This is a genomic window from Kordia sp. (genome assembly GCF_022447245.1).
Classification (GTDB): Bacteria; Bacteroidota; Bacteroidia; order Flavobacteriales; family Flavobacteriaceae; genus Kordia.
In genome coordinates, this window is record NZ_JAKVBC010000027.1 from 1 (window position 1) to 21,097 (window position 21,097).

General features: G+C 34.0%; 18 protein-coding genes and 2 pseudogenes. 7 read left to right on the top strand and 13 right to left on the bottom strand.

The window, feature by feature from the left end:
* Positions 1-194 (top strand): annotated as a pseudogene (locus MK119_RS16825) (hypothetical protein); the annotation flags it as partial.
* Between the two features lie 145 nt (positions 195-339).
* On the opposite strand, the gene MK119_RS16830 reads toward MK119_RS16825, so the two are convergent.
* The 11 genes from MK119_RS16830 to MK119_RS16880 form a co-directional block, all read right to left on the bottom strand.
* Entirely contained in the window at positions 340-912 is a 573-nt protein-coding gene (locus MK119_RS16830) for a hypothetical protein (protein ID WP_290680976.1), read from the bottom strand.
* Between the two features lie 161 nt (positions 913-1,073).
* Positions 1,074-1,247, bottom strand: coding sequence for a hypothetical protein (locus MK119_RS16835; RefSeq protein ID WP_290680979.1), 174 nt, complete (start codon positions 1,245-1,247; stop codon positions 1,074-1,076).
* Positions 1,248-1,444: 197 nt separating this feature from the next.
* Entirely contained in the window at positions 1,445-2,212 is a 768-nt protein-coding gene (locus MK119_RS16840) for a LytTR family DNA-binding domain-containing protein (RefSeq protein WP_290680983.1), read from the bottom strand.
* Positions 2,213-2,377: 165 nt separating this feature from the next.
* Positions 2,378-5,410: a two-component regulator propeller domain-containing protein gene (locus MK119_RS16845; protein ID WP_290680986.1), complete on the bottom strand. Its 3,033-nt coding sequence runs from the start codon at positions 5,408-5,410 to the stop codon at positions 2,378-2,380.
* Positions 5,410-6,252 carry an SH3 domain-containing protein gene (locus tag MK119_RS16850; protein ID WP_290680988.1) on the bottom strand — a complete coding sequence of 281 codons (843 nt, stop codon included), beginning with the start codon at positions 6,250-6,252 and terminating at the stop codon, positions 5,410-5,412. Before MK119_RS16850 ends, MK119_RS16845 begins: the two co-directional genes overlap by 1 nt.
* Before the next feature lie 297 nt (positions 6,253-6,549).
* Positions 6,550-7,599 carry a hypothetical protein gene (locus MK119_RS16855; RefSeq protein ID WP_290680991.1) on the bottom strand — a complete coding sequence of 350 codons (1,050 nt, stop codon included), beginning with the start codon at positions 7,597-7,599 and terminating at the stop codon, positions 6,550-6,552.
* Between the two features lie 216 nt (positions 7,600-7,815).
* Positions 7,816-8,031 (bottom strand): hypothetical protein, encoded by a 216-nt coding sequence (locus MK119_RS16860; RefSeq protein ID WP_290680993.1) that lies wholly within the window; start codon positions 8,029-8,031, stop codon positions 7,816-7,818.
* Positions 8,032-8,624: 593 nt separating this feature from the next.
* The gene (locus tag MK119_RS16865) at positions 8,625-8,996 is read right to left on the bottom strand and encodes a cupin domain-containing protein (RefSeq protein ID WP_290680998.1); all 372 of its coding nucleotides are present in this window, start codon (positions 8,994-8,996) and stop codon (positions 8,625-8,627) included.
* Entirely contained in the window at positions 8,986-9,576 is a 591-nt protein-coding gene (locus MK119_RS16870; protein WP_290681000.1) for a hypothetical protein, read from the bottom strand. The genes MK119_RS16865 and MK119_RS16870 overlap by 11 nt, the downstream gene beginning before the upstream one ends.
* A gap of 23 nt (positions 9,577-9,599) precedes the next feature.
* A complete protein-coding gene (locus MK119_RS16875; protein ID WP_290681002.1) occupies positions 9,600-11,120 on the bottom strand; it encodes a helicase HerA-like domain-containing protein in 1,521 nt (506 codons plus the stop codon).
* 160 nt (positions 11,121-11,280) lie between these two features.
* Positions 11,281-13,623: a T9SS type A sorting domain-containing protein gene (locus MK119_RS16880; RefSeq protein ID WP_290681005.1), complete on the bottom strand. Its 2,343-nt coding sequence runs from the start codon at positions 13,621-13,623 to the stop codon at positions 11,281-11,283.
* 220 nt (positions 13,624-13,843) lie between these two features.
* Here MK119_RS16880 and MK119_RS16885 point away from each other — a divergent pair, with 220 nt between their 5' ends.
* Complete coding sequence (locus tag MK119_RS16885; protein ID WP_290681008.1) at positions 13,844-14,377, top strand: hypothetical protein; 534 nt, start codon at positions 13,844-13,846, stop codon at positions 14,375-14,377.
* Between the two features lie 110 nt (positions 14,378-14,487).
* Here the strand turns inward: MK119_RS16885 and MK119_RS16890 are convergent, their stop codons facing one another.
* Positions 14,488-15,192, bottom strand: coding sequence for a class I SAM-dependent methyltransferase (locus MK119_RS16890; protein ID WP_290681011.1), 705 nt, complete (start codon positions 15,190-15,192; stop codon positions 14,488-14,490).
* A gap of 303 nt (positions 15,193-15,495) precedes the next feature.
* Between MK119_RS16890 and MK119_RS16895 the strand changes: the two genes are divergently transcribed.
* From MK119_RS16895 to MK119_RS16915, 5 genes and pseudogenes are all read left to right on the top strand, one after another.
* A complete protein-coding gene (locus MK119_RS16895) occupies positions 15,496-16,002 on the top strand; it encodes a YkgJ family cysteine cluster protein (protein WP_290681014.1) in 507 nt (168 codons plus the stop codon).
* A gap of 56 nt (positions 16,003-16,058) precedes the next feature.
* Positions 16,059-16,910, top strand: a complete 852-nt coding sequence (locus MK119_RS16900) for a sterol desaturase family protein (protein ID WP_290681016.1) — start codon at positions 16,059-16,061, stop codon at positions 16,908-16,910.
* Between the two features lie 10 nt (positions 16,911-16,920).
* A complete protein-coding gene (locus MK119_RS16905) occupies positions 16,921-17,823 on the top strand; it encodes a glycerophosphodiester phosphodiesterase family protein (RefSeq protein ID WP_290681018.1) in 903 nt (300 codons plus the stop codon).
* Entirely contained in the window at positions 17,823-19,067 is a 1,245-nt protein-coding gene (locus tag MK119_RS16910; protein WP_290681020.1) for a glycosyltransferase, read from the top strand. Before MK119_RS16905 ends, MK119_RS16910 begins: the two co-directional genes overlap by 1 nt.
* 14 nt (positions 19,068-19,081) lie before the next feature.
* A pseudogene (locus MK119_RS16915) lies at positions 19,082-19,648 on the top strand (nucleoside monophosphate kinase).
* Between the two features lie 162 nt (positions 19,649-19,810).
* Here MK119_RS16915 and MK119_RS16920 read toward each other — a convergent pair.
* Positions 19,811-21,091, bottom strand: a complete 1,281-nt coding sequence (locus MK119_RS16920) for a DUF1343 domain-containing protein (RefSeq protein ID WP_290681023.1) — start codon at positions 21,089-21,091, stop codon at positions 19,811-19,813.
* Positions 21,092-21,097: the final 6 nt, after the last annotated feature.

Consider the following 21,097-nt stretch of genomic DNA (forward strand, 5'->3'; position numbering starts at 1 on the left):
TACAGTTATACATTAAAACAAAATATTTTATCATGAAAAAAAGACAATTGGAAACGCTACGTTTGCGCAAAGAAGTAATTTCTAACTTAAGAGAAATTCAAATTAACGGAGGGAAGTTAGACCTTAAAACAGATGAAACACAAGGAGATTATTGTACAAGATCTTGTACAGGCGTAGGTTCTTGTAATCAGTAATGTAAACTTTTATAAGGGTAAAATAATGTGGAGCTTCTGGGCATTTACATAACTTTTGCCTTCATATAAAAAATGAAAAGCAGAAAATACCGAATGGTACTTTCTGCTTTTTTATATTTTTTAGAAAAGATGTGTGTTACTTGTATTACTCTTCGCGTTTTACACATGAAATTCTCCAAGAAGGAAAGTTTACTGTTTCTTTTGGATCTACCCATTCGCTAATCCATTTATAACCTTTGTCGCTAATGTCATAAAAGGTTAAACGAGAAAAACCATCCATGCCATTGGGCGCTTTTTGAGGTTTGTATAACACTATTTTTTTATCTTCTGTTTTCTTTCCTTTACAAGAACCTAAATTTGGAGATGGCGATGCGGAAGCGTAGTATTGCAGATACGAACTTAGACTGTCTTTGTTAAACTGTCGGATGCTTCCTGAGTGCTTTCCATCTGCTTTCAAAGTCTGATCCTGAATTGCCATTCCGTTCATAATATAGTTGAACTTCCACGTCATTTTTACTGCTTTTGCCCAACTTCCATCTGGGTTTCTACGTTCCGAATCGCAATCGCAAATACCGATCATAGGTTTGAAATCATCCAATTGTTTGGGTGCTTTTGGATTTTTATTACCGTACGGATCAAGAGCAGTAGGTTCATATTCACTTTGTGCAATGGTGAACGAGGTTACGCAAATAAATAGAAGCGTAGTTATTAATTTCATCAATAAAAGGTTTTAATATTTTGGAAGATAATGAATTCTTATTAGACAATTAAGATTTGAGTCTTTGGTTTTATGAGTTACCGATAAGAAGTATGATTTTGTCTGTAAAATGATGTAGAGAAGTCAAAAGAAAAGCGAACCAAAGTTCGCTTTTTAAAGTATTAACATATTCTAGGATGTGATGCACATATGACTCTACATTGTGTAAATTTAGTTTTTCGTTCAATAGGTTGTGCAGGTGGTTTCCCTGGAATTCCTCCAAGAATGTTTTGATGATCAATTTTTGAAATCACTTGTTTCTTTAATCGTAAGTTTTTTAAATTCTTTTTCTTCATGATGATATATTTTTAATGTATATATCTATATGAGTGAAAAAAGAAAAATCATTACCCAATACGGGAAGATTTTATTTAGAAGCTTATGTGATTCAAAGTACTTCTCGATACAAATTGGTTGCATATTGACTGCGCTCAATGTAACAGAAATTCACTTGAAGTAACGTTAGTGTTTCTAAGTAAGTTTAACAGCGAAGTTACTTCCTATGAATGCTACTCAAAATATCCATCACTTCCACTTTTTTACGAACAGAAACAGGAACCGTGCTTTTATCTTTTAATAATAAATAACCACCATCTGTTTTGATAAATGCTTTGATAAATTGCAGATTGACTAAGTGGCTTTGATGTACACGCAAAAACTGATAATTACTCAACATGTCGGAGAAGTATTTCAATGTTTTGGTTACAAAAATCTTCTGTCCGTCCTGTAAATAGAAAATGGTGTTGTTACTATCCGACTCGCAACGAATAATTTCATCCATACTTACAATAATAATCTTGTCTAACGTATGTAATGATATTTTAGTAGGTTTTTCGTTAGGCGCGGCTAAGGTGTCTTTTAAAATATCCAAACGCTCTTTATTTGGGTGAATCTGTCCTTTTGCCTTTTTAATAGCATTAGAAAGTTCTTCTTCAGAATAAGGTTTCAATACATAATCAATAGCAGCAAATTTAAATGCGCGAATGGCAAACTCATCACTGGCGGTCACAAAGATGATTTTGGAAGTTAAATTCGGAAAGATTTCCAATACATCAAACCCTGATCCGTCACCTAACATAATGTCTAAAAATAAGATGTCTGGCTGCTCTTTACGTAATAGTTTTGCAGTTTCTACCACACTAGAAGCAGTTCCAATAATTTTCAATTCAGGATGCAAACGTTCAATGTCACCTTTGAGCATGTTTAACGCAGCAGGAATATCATCAACGATAACGGTTGTTAAGTTTTGGGTATTAGGCATTTAATGTTATATTTTATGTTTTCTCAAAGTCTACTATTCTTTTTTTGACATTTTGAAACGTCGTCATTGCAAGAATTTTAAAGAAATTCGTGGCAATCTCGTTCTTAAGATGCAGATTACTTCGTCATGCTTTCTCGTAATGACGATTCTAGAGATATTCAACATTTAATAATCTGTTTCTAAAGGAATCTTAAATGAAATCTTCGTTCCTGCTAAGGTAGCATCTTTTTCAGAAACATCTTCAATTTTTAAAGTATTACGTCCTGCAAGCGATTCAATTCGTTCTTTCGTGACTTGTAATGCCATTGATTGATGATCCGTTTTCGGTTTGTTCTTTTTTGACTGCTGAATCCCAATTCCGTTATCAGTTACCGTTGCATATAGGAAGTCATTGTCTGTTTTGAATATTATTTTTAAATCACCAGCACGTTGCAAAGGCATGATTCCATGACGAATGGCATTTTCTACAAATGGTTGAATCAACATTGGCGGGATAAGTACTTCTTCTGGATCTAAATCAGAGTTTAGTTCAATATCGTACGTAAAATCTCTGCTCGCCATCAAACGTTCAACTTCGATATAATTTTTTAAGGTTTTAATTTCTTGATCGAGAGAAATGGTGTCCTTTCTAGAATTTGTCAAGGTTTCACGAAGTAATACTGCAAAGGTATTGATGGTTTTGTCCATCTTATTGATGTCGTTTCTACTCATTCCTTTGATACCATTCAATACATTGAATATAAAGTGCGGATTCATCTGTAAACGCAACGCTTTTTGTTCTAATGAAAGCAAATGATTTTCCAATTGCAAACGTTCACGAATCGCTTGGTTTTTTGCTTTGACACGTTTGATGTAATTGAAAATATAATAGGCAATGATTACACCGAGAATGGTCCAAAGTAAGTTTTTAAACCATGTTTTTTTGAGTAATGGTTGAATGACATGAAATTTAAAGCTGATCGGATCACTTTCCAGCCAATCTTTATTGCGCGATTGAGCAAAGAAGGTATGATCGCCATAATCCAAATCGCCAAACGTAATTTTGCTCTCTTGATTCCACGGACTCCATTTGTTATCATCAAATTTGTAACGATATACAATGGCTTCAGGATTGTCCAAATCTACCGAACGGAACTGAAAAGCTAAATCATTTTCGTCTTCTGTAAGTTGTAATTGCTTGTCTGAATTTGTCCATTCAAGTAAGTCAATAGAGTCGAGACTTTGATAGGAAACTTCAATGTCTTCAAAGTGCAATAGTGGTTTTGAGGCTTGCTGCTCTGAAACAGAAGGTTTGTATTTTGTAAGTCCATAAATAGTTCCGAACCAAAGGTTTCCTTCTGTATCCTTAGTAGTTGCATTGTGGCAGGTTTCAATACCTAAGAAACCATCATTGCGACCGTAGTGAATGACATTTTGAATTTCATTTTTTTTATCGAGTGTAATTTGATCTACACCGCGCTCACTTCCTGCCCAAAGAACACCGTTATCGTCAAAAATTAGTTGGTAGATATTATCGGAATAGAGGTCTTTCTTGCCTTTTAATTGTTCAAATTTTAAATCTTTTGATAAGGTAGAAACCCAAATTCCTTTGCCAAATGTACCCAAATACATATCGTAATTGTGAAAGCGAATGGTTCCTATAGTAACTTCACTTCCAGTAACTTGTTTGTGTGTTAAGTGCGTGACTTCATCATTTTTGATATAGCCCAAATGTCCTTTACTTGTAGCATACCAAACACGTCCTGTTTCATCACGCGCTAAGTCGCGAATACCTAAATCTTTGATCCCTTCATCGCTGCCAAAAGACTTGAGATTGTATATTTTTTTCTTTTCATGATCGTATTGAAAACGCGCAATTCCATCAGCATACGTAGCAATCCAAACTTGTGAACCGTAAATTTTAATATTACTAATCCAATCGGAAGGCAAACCAATGTCTGAGGTAATCATTGCTTCGTATACATCTTCAACCTGTTCTGTTTTATAAACTTGCCCATCCACGGCTAAGCTATCATATACAATAGTATCACGTAACTTTTTTTGATAAATGTAGATTCCTTTTCCTTCGGTTCCTGCCCAAATTCTACCTTCGTTATCGTTGGTCAAAGTTTTTACTTTTTCATTCAGATAGACGCTGGTTTCTTTTTCTTGATGAATTCCCGTAGAATCAATTTTGGACAAGCCAGATTCTGCCGTAGAAATCCATAATGCTTTGTCTATATAATGCAGTGCATAAATTCTGTTAGCAACCAAACCGTTGTTTTTGGTAAAATGTCTGAAGTTATTTTTTTCATACTTAAACAATCCACCACCTGAAGAACCAATCCACACATTATTTTGGCGATCTTTAAAGGCAGTACGAATATTATACACAGACAATCCGTTACGTTTAGTAATGGACTTTTCTGCAATATTATCAGTTAGATTGATGCGTTTGATGCCTGCATTTGTCGTATTGATCCACAATTCGTCTGTATTGATCAAATCGATACTATTGATTTGACGAATTTCAGAAACTTCTTTAAAACCTTGCTCTCTATTGTTGAACGAATAAATGCCATCTACAAAACTAGCTGCAATAATTTGGTCTTTAAAACGCACGATGGATTTAAAGTCGCTGTCAAATACTTTTTGAAATTTTCCGTCTTTACTTAAACGATCCGTTTTCCATAAACCACGACGTGAGGCAATCCAGTAATGTGTTCCGTCAAATTGAATATCATTAATTTGTGTTGCATTTAGTGTAGCGTTGCATTCCAGCTTTTGAACGCCATCAATAACATTGTATTTATAAATTCCTTTTCGCGTTGATAAATATGCATCTTTACCAACAATTTCAATATCATAAACACGTGGCGCTTTAAACTTGTCAAAGCTATTTTTTACACGTACCGAAAGTCCTTGACGTGTTCCAACCAACAATACATTTTTGTGAAAAGCAAGTGCGTGAATATAGTTGGAACCCAATCCATTTTTTTCATTCCAAACGGTAAAAGTTTTTCCATCAAAACGAGCAATTCCACCACCTTGCGTTCCTATCCATAAATAGCCCATAGCATCTTGTGAAATAGCATTTACTTGTGATTGTGGCAAGTCATCTTTGAGAGTATATGCACGTAATTGGTCGTTTTGTGCTGTAGAAAACCAAGTTCCTACAATAAATAGTAAAAGGTATGGTATGCTGGAAGCAATTTTCATTAATTTGATTTTTCGGGTCTGTAAAACTTATTAGAGAATTCAGGTACTAATTTCGTGCCATCCCATGCAAACTCTCTAGTCATTCTCTTTGATTCTTGCCAATGCGTGTTATGGTCAATAATTTCTGTATCTTCTTGAGTGAAGATAATAATGGTGTGTCCGTTATCTTCATTAACCCCAAAAGTAAAGGTTTCTGATTCAGAAAAGCCGCCATCACCTATAGAACTTAAATCTGCAATATGAGCCACTTCATAATTGTCCTTCACAAAAAAATAGGTGATTCCGTTTTCAGCTCCGCAAGATTCTCCATGATACTGAATTTTTAGGATATATTGTACTTTTATTAGGTCATGATTACTTTCCGTGTCTATGCTAATTAAGGAACCTCTCAAATCTGAAAATGTTTCTTGATAGTTACTGTAGTCATTTCCGGCGAGAACTCGAATTGCCAGTCGATTTCCATATTTTTGAGAGATGTCTTTAGAAAAGAAAAGACTGTGTGTACTTGCGTGAATTGCTTTATGAGCGATAAATTTCCCTGGAATAAAACCTACATAATTTTTATATCGAACTTTATACCAATAGGTTTTAGCGTTGCCACTTCCAAAAGTATAATCGGTTTTAGCAAGTACTGTTACTTCAAAACCAATACGTAAACGTGTGAGTTCTTTAGAAGTTGTATTTGGCTTTTCTCTTAAGTTTACATTGTCGCCAAATAGAGCATAATTTTTTTTGATTTCTAAATTGTCATACAAAGAAACATAATCGTATTCCTGTGCGTTGAGTTGCGTTACACTTAAAAAAAGGATGAAAAACAAGGTTTGTATTGTGTGCGTTTTCATAAAACAAATATAAGTTAAAAATTAGTGGATTTTTTTAGATATTCAAAACATCAGATCGAGTGTTTTGAACTCGTTTTAAAATGTATGAGAGCTACTATGAAGTTTACGTTTTACAGGTACTTCTCAATACAATTTTTCATCAATTTATTATAAAAAATCACTCGAAGTGATGATTAGAACTTTGAAATACAGTCACATGCTTACTCCGTATTATAAACATGTAGACTGTATTTTATATGACATTTTGATGAATTGAAGTATGTTATGCGAGCGTGATATGATTCATCAAACTGTCTCTTAAAGTTGTGTGTAATATCGTTGATTGTCAAACTCCGTACGAACGTATGATAATGGATTGTTACGTTGCATCATTGGTTTTAATATACAAACCGCAGTTGTTTTTCCTTTGATGATTACTTTCTGTCCTGATTTATATGCTCTCCATCTAAAATATTGTTTTTTGATGCCCATATCTTTTAGGATATTACTGTACTCTTCGTTGTCATCAATCCAATCCATGATTTCGTATGCATCTGTTAAAGAAGGAACATCTTCATCATCTGAGAATTCAATTTCCCAAAGTACTGGAATGTTAAATTTGTATGAGAATGCTTCTCCTGGTTCTCCTTCTTCTTTAGTTCTGATAGCGTTTAACCAATGGATATCTTCTAATGGATACTTTCTAATAAACTGCTTAGATAAATCAATGTTTCCTGGCGATTGTGCTGTTGGATAATATCCGTAAAATACGTTTGCTAAGAAATGCTTTTGAAACTGTCCGTTAAAAAGTGTTGCGTGTGGCGTTGCAAATACTTTTGGCTGATGATTTGCCGTAAACGTTTGCTTTAATATTTGTAATAACTGCTTATTTTTTCCTAATTCAGATGTGTGAAATACCAATTTGCTATCTGCTGCTAATACGCTTTCAAGTTTTGGAAGTTTACTTTCTTTTAAACAGTTTAGTAATGATGTTTCAGATAATAATTCTCCGTGAATTGTGGTTTCTAGTGACAATCCTTTTTTAGAGTTTCCTTTGTTAACGATGTGAATTTCGCTGTAGTCTTGATCGTTGTGATTTTTATTTAACCAAGAAATGATTTCTTGTAATGAAAATGCGTCATCTACAATTTGATAGTGCATACCTTCAAAGTGTTTTTTGGCATCTTTATAATAGGTGCTTTCACCTTTGTCGTATCCTGCAATAAAAACTACTGCTTGTTTCTCCGCTACTGCTTCGCTTTCGTTTAATGCAGTTAAGTCGTCTGTGTTTACTTTTGGGGAACATGCAAAAACTAATGTTAAAACAAGTCCCATGAATGCTGTCATTTTAAATGTTCTTGTCTTCATAGTGTTGTTGTATTTATTATTATTTAATCGTTTTGTCTTTATATTTTTTAGTTAGCTTTTTTAAAAATCAGCTTGGATGATTACAATCTGCTTTCGGATTGAAACTACTATCTATATAGCCATTGAAAACCCACTCTTCAATACAATCAATGGATAGTACTTTTTGACAGCCATCAAAAAGATCCAAGCTGATTTTACCCAACTAACCAACCTAAATTATCTTTTTAGTGTGATGGATGCTTCTTGTCTTATTGGCAATGCGATGTGTTGTAAGCGCATTTGTTTTGCCAAGGTTGGACTCGAAATCCATCTGCCTTCTTGAAACAGTGCAACTGTGTTTACTTTTCCTTCGGTATCAAATTTCATATTGATTTGCGAATACATATTCAAGTATTTTTGAATCATTTTTGTTGTTGTTACATCGTACCACATTTGCTGTTTCTTTTAAAGTTTGTATCTTTTTTACTGGTGATTAAGACAACTTTGTTTCTTAATTACATTTCAAATGTAGCCCCAACTTGACGGTTTTTTGGAGTGCTTTTAGAATTCGTTAGCGTTAAACTAGAATTCGTAATGAATGAAGGAAATCTGTAGTTTATTTTATGGTAAGTGAATAGAAATAGCAAGTATTCGTCTAGACTAAAAAGAAGGTTTTTATTTTAAATTGAATCGGATTCTTTAAAGCAATCTATCAGAATCTAAATCAATTTTTGTGCGCCCGGGAAGTAGTAAATCGTTTCGAAAGAGAATCAAGTCTCCTTTTTTAGCTGAGTTTCAAATATGTTTTTTTCAAACATACGATTACCTGTACTTAGGTATTTTTTCTTAGTATTTTAAGAAGATCGAAATTAGTCTTTTTTTTGATTTACCTTATATGAGTTTCCCTAGTTCAATTATTGTATGAGTTTTGTTTTTTTAAGAGTAAAATCTAGGCAAGATTTTAGTTTCCATTTAGCTTTGTGATGAGTTCTTGTAAAATATGTTTTTATTTTTTTAGGAGAAAACAAACTCACAAGGACAAATTTTTAGTTATCCTCTCTATGAACCAAATCCATAGAAAAAGCTGGCAGACAAATCGCAATATATTCGCAATCCTCGTCAAATGGATTGGAATACTGAATGCGGGTGTTTTTTTCTATTTTGATCGATTGTCCAGCTTCCAATACAATGGTTTCTCCTTCAATAATAAATTGTTTTTTTCCTTTGATGATATAGGTGTATTCATCAAATTCTGGAGTTTGAAAAGGTTCGCTCCATTTTGGCGGTGCAATCATATGTGCAATACTAATTCCTGAGTTTCCATCAGTAGCATTGCCAAAATGTTCTTCTATCAGTTTGCCATCTGTTGTTGGAACGACAAAAGGACTTTTTTGAATATGATATTTTTTACTGCTCATCTTTTTCGTCGGTATCTGCGATTTCTTCGTGTTTCCAATTGATCATGAATTGTTTAATCTTTGCAGCTTCAGGAATTTGAAGTGCTTCTATATTTAAACTCATATCGTAGCGTAAATCTTCTGGTAACTCCTTTTTGTCAATAGTAAAATATTCATCCCCATTTACAGTAATGACAAGGGTTTTCATTGTATTGTAAATGTTTTTGATTTTGTAAGCATCGCGAATGTCTTTAAACGTACTTTTTAGCGAAATGCCTTTTTCTGTTTTGTAACGTGAATCGTGAACTTGGATCGTTTTTATCTTTTCATTTTCATCGTGCTGTTGTCTTGGCGTTAAGGTGAAAATATGTTTTCCTCTTTTTTCAAAAACTAGATATGTGTCATTTCCAGCTTGCATATAATCGCCTTCACCAATACGTTTTACTAGAGAATCTTTTGCAAAAATAGAATCCAATTGCTTTACAGTAATGTCTTTAGAGAGTTGTCCAATACGATCTTTTTGAATTAAAAAAGGATCTTCTTTTTTTGCACAGCTTGTCAAGCAAGCAATAATAAGTCCAAGGAATAAGGATTTTTTCACGGGGTTGTAATTTATGTATTTTATTATTTGATAACTTTTTTTAGAATTCCAAAGATGCTTCTGATAAAGGTTGCGCTTGTCAGTACTTTGATAATCGGATTTTGTCTCGTACTTCTTCTACTAGAACTGCGAGAAGATTTCTTTTCTTCTGTAGCTCTTTGCTCTCTTTCTTTTTCTTCAAGTGCTTCTGCTTTTTTGATTTTTTTATTTAGCATTTCATAAGCACTTTCTCTATCAATTTCTTCGTTGTACTTTCCAATGAGTCTAGAGTTGTCGATCACTTGTTTCAATTCTTTAGGTGTCAACACATCCATTCGACTCATAGGAGCACGAAGCATAGTGGCAGCGAGTGGAGTAGGACGTCCTTTTTCATCAAGAGCAGAAACTAAGGCTTCTCCAATTCCTAAAGAAGTTAATACTTCGGTTGTATCATAATATTCAGAATCAGGATAGTTTTCAGCGGTCAATTTGATTGCTTTTCTGTCTTTTGCTGTAAATGCACGTAGCGCATGCTGTATTTTTAGTCCTAATTGCCCTAAGACAGCTTCTGGAATATCGGTTGGATTTTGGGTTACAAAATACAATCCAATTCCTTTTGAACGAATTAATTTTACAATACTTTCTATCTGATCTAATAAAGCACTTGAAGCTTGCTTAAATATTAAATGTGCTTCGTCAATAAACAATACCAATTCTGGTTGCCCGCTATCACCTTGCTCAGGAAAAGTTTCATAGATTTCAGCTAACAAGCTCAACATGAAAGTTGAGAATAGCTTTGGTCTGTCTTGAATATCGGTCAAACGGATAATATTAATATATCCACGTCCGTTTTCATCAATGCGTGTTAAATCGTCTACTTCAAAAGAAGTTTCTCCAAAAAACAAATCAGCACCTTGTTGTTCTAACTCAATAATTTTACGCAAAATGGCACCTGTAGAAGCGGTAGAAATTCGTCCATATGCTTCTTGAAATTCTTTTTTTCCTTCGTTAGTGGCGTATTGTAATACTTTTTTAAAGTCTTTTAAGTCGAGCAATGGCATTTTGTTGTCATCACAATATTTAAAGATAACAGCAACAATTCCTGACTGAGTTTCACTTAAATCTAAAATTCGAGATAATAGAACAGGACCGAATTCAGAAACAGTAGCACGCAAGCGTACACCATCCTGATCGGACAGTGACAACACCTCAATAGGGAAACTTTTGGCTTCAAACGGAAATCCAATTTTGGCATGACGCTCGTCAATTTTTGGATGTCCAGGACTTGGTTGCGCCAATCCACTTAAGTCACCTTTTAAGTCCATTAATAAAACAGGAATTCCTTTATCAGAAAGATTTTCAGCAAGTACTTGCAAGGTTTTAGTTTTTCCTGTTCCTGTAGCTCCAGCAATTAAACCATGCCTGTTTAATGTTTTTAAGGGAATTTTCACATAAGCATCTGTAACTGTTTCTCCTTCATACATGGCAGCACCTATGGTAATGTATTCTCCTTTGGTTACGTATCCTTTTTCAATGTGTTCAAAAAAATTGTGCTTGCTACTCATTTGTTCGAAAATTTGGGATAAAAGTAAGTGATTTTAATGAAGTCTAAAAAAAATGCTTTCAGATTTGTGCGAAAGTTATTCACGAAGAAAGGTATAAAAGTAAAACATCCGCTTTTCAATTGAAAAACGGATGCTGTTGTAAATAAGGTAAGTTCAATTTCTAGTATCTAACAATCTTTTTTGTTGTACTAGTATTAGTTTCTAAATCTGTAATTCTTAGGAAATAAATTCCAGCAGCTTCACTGCGCATAGAGAGCGTATTGTTTCCTTGACTAAAAGAACCTGCTTGGATACGTTGTCCTGTTACACTACTAATTTCATATGTTAAGCTAGCATATTGCTTCACATTTACGGTGAAATCTGAAGCAGAAGGATTAGGATAAATACGTAAGTTACTTGCTAATGCATTTTCTCCAACGCTTAATGGTTCTGTAACTTTAAACAAGTTAGAAATGCTTGAACCAAATGATCCTGTTCCATTCACTATAATATTTCCTGCACCATCTTCTAAACGATAGGTCCCTGCACCATATGAGCAGCAGATTCCATCTCCATAAGAATCAAGTAATGTAAATGTGTAACACTCATTAAGTGTTGTAATGTTTACATCTTGGATCTCATCTGGTTGAGTTCCATTAACACCTGTTGTAGTGTATGGTCCACCGTTACCAATAACAATTCCATTCGAATCTGCTAATGTCCAAGTAGTTTCTCCTCCATAACGGTCTGGAGTAATGATAACTCTAACTGTAGTGATTTCAAAACCAGGAGGAATTGTAAAGTTTTTAGTATTTGAATCATTTGAAGGTGATTCATCCATTGTTCCATTAGGGTTTGACACTGATACAGTAAATGAATGTGCCCCTTCACCAGTAACACCAATAGCTGATAATGGAATATCGTCAAACTCACCATTTGCTAAACTTCCTGTCCAGTTCATTGAGCTTACTGCACCACTGTCTAATTGATACATGATAGTAGCACTTGTTAACTGAAGGTTTCCTGCATTTGTGATGCGTATTGTTGGTGTAATAGTATCTTCACATAAGTTTGTAGGAATATTTAACACAGAAATAGCTGCGTCATTGTCAAATGTTTGTAAAGGAGGGAATTGTCCAAGTGTTATAGGGTTTGTTCCTGCTGGATCTAACCAGAACTCTAATTGAGCATTGCTAGCAGCACTAAAATCCCAAGAAACTCCAAATCGTCCGTAAATATCAAAACCTCCATTGTCGTTTGTCCCTGCGCATGCTGCAGAACCTCCAGAAAGTTTTCCGATAATTAATCCGTCTTGATCAAATAAAGGAGAACCTGAAGAACCTGGTTCAGTAACTCCTAAATCCCAATCAGCAATTCGCCACATTTCTGCGTTTGGTTCACCATTAAAACCAGTGGTTGTTCTTGTTGCTCCTTGTAGGTCTACACATACTTTTTGAATATCTCCACTTGGATGGTGTACACCAACGTTTAAAGATGGTACAGCTGTTGTAGAACGATTCCATCCTGCCCATACTAAGTCAGCACTATTATTTGTAAAGAAAGTAGCATCAGTAATTTCTATTAATGCCATATCTGATTTTGCATTGGCAGCTCTTAAAATACCACCACTAGCCGTTTGTATAAAACCATTGTTTATACTTGGTGCGTTTGTAGCACAATCAGCTACAGATTCGTCACTTGCCCAATTGAAACGGAAAGCCCATCCAGCAACAGAACCGCCTAAACAGTGATTTGCTGTTAAGAAATATGGAGTTCCATCATTGTTAGTATTATTAACTAGGGCACCTGTACAGTTTCCACTACCACCAACAACGATCATTCCAACTGATCTTTTTACATCGTTTTTTATGTCGTGAGCTGTTGAGTTGAATGCACTGATATCACAGTTTACATCTACATTACATGGACCAGAGTCATTCAATGCTTTTGCATCAGTAGTTCCGTCAGGATACTTTAAAGATCTATATCCGTGAACAACATTACCAATATTTAAACGCCCTTGACCTCTTACTTTCTTTGGCTCAAAATATTCAATCCATAAATGTTCACCATCTACCATCCAAGTTCCTAGAATTTCTTCTGGACTATTGTGTAAATGTGTAAATTCATTTAAAATTTGTGAACGATCACCATTATATACATATACTTTTCCTCCTACAGGAATATGGTATGTATCAAAAATCAGATTCATCGTTAATGCTCCTGGAGAAATAAAGTTAATTCTCCAAATTCGATCTCCATTTGGTAATTCATGCCATTTACCAGCATTGGTTAAACCATAATCTACAAAATGGTCATATCCAAAACGCCAAGGAATTGATTTATCTAGATCATTTACAGCATCTTCAGCTTTTAAAGGTGCCAAATCTGGTTTTTGGAATTTAATTGGAGCCACTTTTTCTATCGATGGAACACTCCAACTTTCAGGTTGTGGTTTTTGTGGATTCTGCGCTGATACCTTTAGAATAAAGGCAAACAACAGAACAAGAGTAAAGTTTTTCATTGTAAATAGGATGTATTAATTTTACGATTGTGTTATTTTGTCGGGAAATTAACAAAAAAATAACATTTATTGCTCTTTTTTTTAAATTTGTGACAATTTATTTTGTTTGATTTTGAATAATTTAACACTAATACCACAAAAATACATTTTATATTTCTTTTTCGGAATACTATTTGAAAAACAATATCCTTGTAAACCTATCTGATATACTTTATTTAGTATGAAAAAATTACTGATTATTACTTTATTGTTTATCTGTGGTCAAACTTCTAAAGCTCAAACTGATCCTTACATAGATACAGTGAAACATTATTTGACCATTAATGGAACTTTAGAACAATATGAAGGTGCTATTGATGCGATGTTTGATATTTTGAAGAAACGTTTCAAAGAGTATAATATTCCTGAAGCTATTTGGAATGAGTTAGAAGGAAACAAGAAAAAACATGTAGATGATGTAAAATCTATCCTTGTTTCTGCGTTTAAAGCTTATTTTTCGCTCAATGATATTAAGAACATGATTGTGTTTTATGAATCTGGAGCTTTGAAGCAAATGCAGACAGACAAAACAAAACTCACAGATACACAACGTCAACAAATTTTGAACTTCTATGATTCAGAAACAGGTTTGAAAATGATTGCAAGTCGTGATGGTTTGGCAAAACTTGAAGGAGAAATTTCTCAGCAATGGAGTGGCGATTTGTATAAAAGCGTTCTTAGTAAACTTGCAGAAAAAGGCTATTGCTTGAATTGATCATTAGATAGGCTTTGCTTTAGACTAGCTTGACTCTTAGGCTGCCACGCTTTTAGATGTTAGAACGCTCCAATGTTAGAGCTTAATTTGTTAGGTTTTTTATTAGTGGCTTATTTTGTCAATCTAGCTAAATAGTCATAATGCTCACCTTCCAAAATTAATTCGCATTGCAAGCCGCAAGCATGTGCCGCATTTTGGAGAGTGTTGTAATCAATATACAGCCAATTAAAAGGTGCTTCATGTTCGCCTTTGTAGCTTACGTAGTATAACAATTCTCCGTAATAATCGGTTTCAGAAGGAATCCATTTGCCGCCATCTTTGTCTTCATCAAACATATAAATGATATCGGAAGAGTCGACTAAAATTTGTCCATCATTTGTCAATAATGATTTTAAATGCTGTAAAAAAAAAGCAATTTGATTCAGTTTTCCACACATGCCAGCACCATTCATTAATAATAAAATGGTATCAAACTGTCCAGAAAACTTCATCACATCTGCAATTTCAGCATGCGTAATACCTCTAAGTTTGCAGGCTTCAATTGCTGCTTCAGAAACATCGATCGCTGTCACATCTAACTTACGTTCGTTTTGTAAATACAAACTATGACTTCCAGCGCCACAACCAACATCTAATACTTTGCCTTTGGAAAGCTGCAAAGCAGTTTGTTCTAGTAAAGGCATTTCTGAGTATGAACGAAATAAATAGGGGATGGGTAACATATCTTCTTCTGAAATTGAAGTGGCTGTTACAATATCTTCCGTGTAATTTCCTTGCTGATAATCTAAAATTGCTTTTCCAAATAAATCTTTCATGGCATTCAATGCTTGTGGCAAAAGTACAGTAAGAAATTAAACTTTCATGCAAACACATAAAAAAAGCAACGACAACTAACTAATGTTTTTGTCGTTGCTTATTGTTAATTATAACCTAAATAATTAACAGAATTAGTCTAGACCCTAAAATCCCTCAATTTTACGATGCTAGTTTTCATCTTTTCATACATGAAAAATGACGCCTCATTTTAGGTATTCTTTACCTAAGTGTAGGTATGAAAATTTTGTTACCCCATAAATCCAAAAAATGTTGTGTATTTTTGTTTTCTAAGACAAATTCAGATGCAGGATATTATTGATGGATTGCCAAAAAAGGCAAAAGAAGTAGAAAAAGAGAATCAAAAATTCTTCCAAAAATTAAAAAAGAAAACGCCAAAAAACCTCGATTATATTATGCAAGAACTGCATGAGGAAGAATTTGAAACAACGGATTGTCTTGCCTGTGCCAATTGTTGTAAGACAACGAGTCCTATATTTACAAATGCTGACATTGCTCGAATCTCAAAGCATTTTCGAATGAAAGAACATCAGTTTATAAGTCAGTTTTTATACTTTGATGAAGACAATCATTATGTATTGCAAAATGCACCGTGTCATTTTTTAGGGGCTGATAATGAATGTATGATTTATGATGTGCGTCCAAAAGCCTGTAGAGAATATCCACATACCGATCGGAAAAAATTCCACAAGATTTCTGAGATAACGATGAATAACATCGTCATTTGCCCAGCCACGTATAATATTGTTGAAAAATTGAAGTCTGTTATTGAAGCAAAAGGAAAACGTTAGTTTGGACTAATTTTTAGAAAAACGTATCTTTATGATCTCACAAAACCTAAATTATCTTGGACACTATCTTATCTTATTTTGAATCGATTCCTTCTTCGCATCGAAGTGCAATTTTAGTTGGTGGGATCGCTTTTTTTTGGTTGATTGAATATATAATTCCTTTATTTCGATTCAATTACAAAAAAGTTAACCACGCAGGTATCAATATCTTTTTTACCTTAACAACGATTGCAGTCAATTTCTTTTTGGCATTTTTATTACTCAAAGTTTCCGATTGGACAATAGCCAATAAATTTGGAGTGTTGCAATGGATTGATATTCAATTGCCAGAGTTATCTGCTTGGTGGTATGTGTTAATTGGTGTTGCTTTGTTAGATTTAATAGGTGCTTGGTTGGCACATTATGTAGAGCATAGAGTTCCTGTTTTATGGCGTTTTCACTTAGTGCATCATACCGATACGCATGTGGATACTACAACAGCAAACCGACATCATCCTGGTGAAAGCGTAATTCGTTTTGTTTTTACCTTATTAGGTGTATTCATCGTTGGAGCGCCCGTAGCAATCATTATGTTGTACCAATCCATATCAGTAGTTTTGTCGCAATTCAATCATGCCAATATTAGCATTCCTAAAAAGTTAGATAAGTGGATTAGTTATATCATTGTTTCACCAAACATGCACAAAGTTCACCATCATCATGTATTGCCGTATACTGATAAAAATTATGGGAATATCTTTTCTGTTTGGGATCATATCTTTAGAACTTTTGCGGTAAAAGATCCAGATACGTTGGTATACGGAGTAGATACCTATCCAGATGCTTCTGAAAATGCAGACTTAAAGAGTTTACTCAAAATTCCATTCAATAAATATCGTCCGCCAACAACTTTAAACTCGGACGAATAATCACATAAGTATGAAATTCTTTCTTCGTATTTTGGTCTTAAGTTGTACTATTTGCTTGTGGAGTTGTACAGAAGATCCATCTAAGCTATCACACAGAAAAATGGTTGATATTCAAGGACACCGAGGTTGTAGAGGCTTGTTGCCAGAAAACTCAATAATTGGATTTGAAAAAGCTATTGATCTTGAGGTGCATACCTTAGAGTTGGATGTAGTGATTTCCAAAGATCATAAAGTAGTGGTGTCTCATGAACCTTTTATGAATCATGAAATTGTATTTGACTTACAAGGAAATCCAATTCCTGAGACTGAAGAAAAACAATACAATCTCTATCAAATGAGTTATGATAGCATTCGTCAGTACGATTGTGGAACAAAAAAACATCCAAGATTTCTAACACAAAAAAAAGCCAAAGTAGCAAAGCCTTTATTAGAGGATGTCATTAAAATCGCAGAAGCAAAAACAAAAAATGATATCAAATACAATATTGAAATCAAAAGAAAACCTTCGTATGATGAGGTGTATGCGCCAAAATTAAGTGAATTTGTGCGTTTGGTGATTGAAGTTGTTCAAAAACATAAGCTAGCGAATCGTGTAAATTTGCAAGCATTTGATTTGGAAACGTTGGAAGAAATCAAAAAACAAGCTCCAAAAATGGACGTAGCTTTGTTAGTTGATGAAAATGAAGATATGAAGACAAAGCTAGAACAACTTAGCTTTAAACCGGAAATCATGAGTCCATATTACAAGTTATTAACGAAAGAAAATATCAAGGAATATCAACGTCGTTATGGAATGAAGGTAATTCCGTGGACCGTTAATAACTCCAAAGAGATGGAACAACTCATTAATTGGGATGTAGATGGTATCATTACTGATTATCCAAATATCTTAAGAAATTTATATAAAAATTAATGCAGCAGGTTTTAGTCATCGGTTACGTTTGGCCAGAGCCAAATTCTTCTGCAGCAGGAACGCGAATGTTGCAATTATTAAAACTTTTTCGATCGCAAGATTGGAAAGTGACTTTTGCATGTCCAGCAGTAAAAGGAGAATTTTGTTATGACTTACGTCAGATGGATATTGCATCAAAAACCATTCAGATTAACGATCCTAGCTTTGACGAATTCATAAAAAAAATGAAGCCAACTATTGTACTGTTTGATCGTTTTATGATGGAAGAACAGTTTGGTTGGCGTGTCACTGAACACTGTCCAAATGCATTGCGAATTCTAGATACAGAAGATTTACACAGTTTACGAAAAGCAAGACATCAAGCACTAAAAGATGGAAACGATTTTCATATAGATCAACTAAAAAGATATAACCTTGCTCAGCGAGAAATTGCCAGTATTTTACGTTGTGATATTTCATTATTGATTTCAGAAATAGAACACGATATTTTAATTAATGACTTTAAGATTGATGCTTCCTTGTTGGTATACATTCCATTTATGGTGGAAAAATTATCAGAAGAACATATAGCCACGTTGCCAAGGTTTGAAGAACGACAACATTTCGTCACTATTGGAAACTTTTTGCATGCGCCAAACCGCGATTTGGTAGAATATCTAAAAAAAGATGTATGGCCAATCTTACGGAAAAAATTGCCCAAAGCAGAAATGCATGTCTATGGTTCCTATGCCAAAGAGCATAACTTACAATTGAATCAGCCAAAAGAACGCTTTTATGTAAAAGGAAGAGCAGATAGCGCAGCCGAAGTCATTTCGAAAGCAAGAATAGTATTAGCGCCATTGCGTTTTGGTGCTGGACTCAAAGGAAAGTTTATTGATGGAATGCAAAACGGAACACCTTGTGTAACTTCTTCCATTGGCGCAGAAGGTATGCATGGAGATTTCCCTTGGAACGGAATTATTTCGGACGATATAGAAACCTTAGTGACCGAAACTGTAACATTATATACGGACAAAAATCGTTGGTTGCAAGCGCAGCAAGATGGTTTTGTAATTTTAGAAAACCGCTATCAAAAAGAGCAGTTTCAGCAACAACTTTTAGGTAAAATAAAAAATACGCAAACGCATTTAGAAACACATAGAATACAAAACTTTTTTGGAAATCTATTACAATTGCACAATACAAAAAGTACAAAATATATGTCGCTTTGGATCGAACAAAAAAATAAAAACAGCGAACAATAAGTTTAAAAGTATTTATGGAAATATTAATCATTACAGCACCACCATACTCAGGAAAAGGAACACAATGTCAAATCATAAAAGATACACTACAGTTTGAACACATTTCCACTGGAGATCGATGTCGTTTGGAAAAAGAAAAAGAAACTGAAATAGGCAAGATATTGTCTGAATATGAAAGAAAAGGAGATTTGGTGCCTGATGCAATTATGAAAGAGTTGTTTGGTAATATTTTGGATGAAAATTGAGAACGTAAAGGCATCATACTCGATGGATATCCAAGAACAGTTCCACAAGTAAATTTGTTGGAATTAGTAACTTCTAAGAGCCTAGAAATAGGTAAAGTATTAAATATTGAAGTCCCAAAAACTGAATTATTAGTAAGAGCTCAAAAACGAGCAGAAACTTCAACTAGAGAAGATGATAAGGATGTTGCAACACATAAAAAACGTATTAATGTTTTTGAGACTTCTACGAAACCTGCTATTGAACATATGAAATCGAAAATTAGTGTAGAAACTTTTGATGGTTTAGGGACAATTGAGGAAATTACACAAAGAATTCAAACGAGTATTTCAAAGTAGTTCTCAATACAATTTTCTATTGAAAATCACTCGGGCTGATATTTTTAATTTGATAATGTGAAGATATAGCAATGTTTTTATTATTCAATTACTTTTCATTTACAAATTGTCACACCAAGCCTAGTCAAGATGAACATCTAAAACCTGAAACCTATTACCTAATCAATCATACATCAAATATTTAGCTCTGGTTTTTTTATAAGTCTCTAAACCTTCTTTCCAAGTTGCTTTAATTTCAGCTTCAGACATGCCTGCTTCAATTTGTGCTTGCAGTTTGTTGGTTCCTGCAAGTTTAGAGAAGAACTTATTTTTATTAAAAAACAATGTCTTTGGCGCGTATTCTTTATGTGTTTTGTAGAATTCTAACAACCATTTTAAATTGAGTTCTGACAAACGTGCTTCTTGTGTCAAATTATATCCATGACATTCTTTGCCATCGTGTTTTGGGTATTTTGCTCCAAAGTTTGGTTTTGGTGTAAAACTAAATCGGTGTCGTTTCAATATATATTCTGGCGTTCCAACAATTTGAAATTGCTTTTCAGTTCCGCGTCCTATACTAATGGGTGTTCCTTCAAACAAACACAAACTCGGATATAAATTAATTGATTGATCATTTGGTAAGTTTGGCGATGGTTTTATAGGCAAACTATATATTGTTTCATGCGTATAATTATCCATCGGAATCACCGTTAAATCACATTGTATTTTATTCTTTAACCAGCTTTCACCGTTGATCATTTTTGCATACTCACCAATAGTCATTCCGTGTACAATCGGAATTGGATGCATTCCTATAAAACTCTTAAATTCTTTCTCTAAAATTGGACCATCCACATAATGTCCGTTCGGATTGGGTCTGTCGAGTACAATGACAGGAATATTAGCTTCTGCACAGGCTTCCATGACATAATGAAGTGTAGAAATATAGGTGTAAAAACGCACACCAACATCCTGTACATCAAAAATGACAACTTCTAAATTTTCAAGCTGTTTAGGAAAAGGTTTTTTATTCTTTCCATACAGCGAAATAATAGGTAATCCAGTTTTTAAATCTTTTCCATCTTTTACAATTTCGCCAGCATCTGCTTTTCCACGAAACCCATGTTCAGGAGAAAAAACAGTTTTTACATCAACTTGTAATGCAACTAACGAATCTACCAAATGTGTATAGGTTTTATCCGGTTTAAAAATAACACTTGTCTGATTGGCAACAATTCCAACACGCCTATTTTTAAGCTTAGTAAGTAGTTCGTTTGTTTTATTTGCACCAACGATAATTTCTTTCTGAGACAATTCTGCGGAAGCGTTATCATCTTTTACCATAGAAGAAGTACTAGCATCTGCAATATTTTGCACTTTTTGTTGTTCTTTAGCGCCACATCTTGTGAAAAATCCAATCAATAACAACAATAAAAATGTATTTTTGAAAAATCTATAAACCATTCTTTA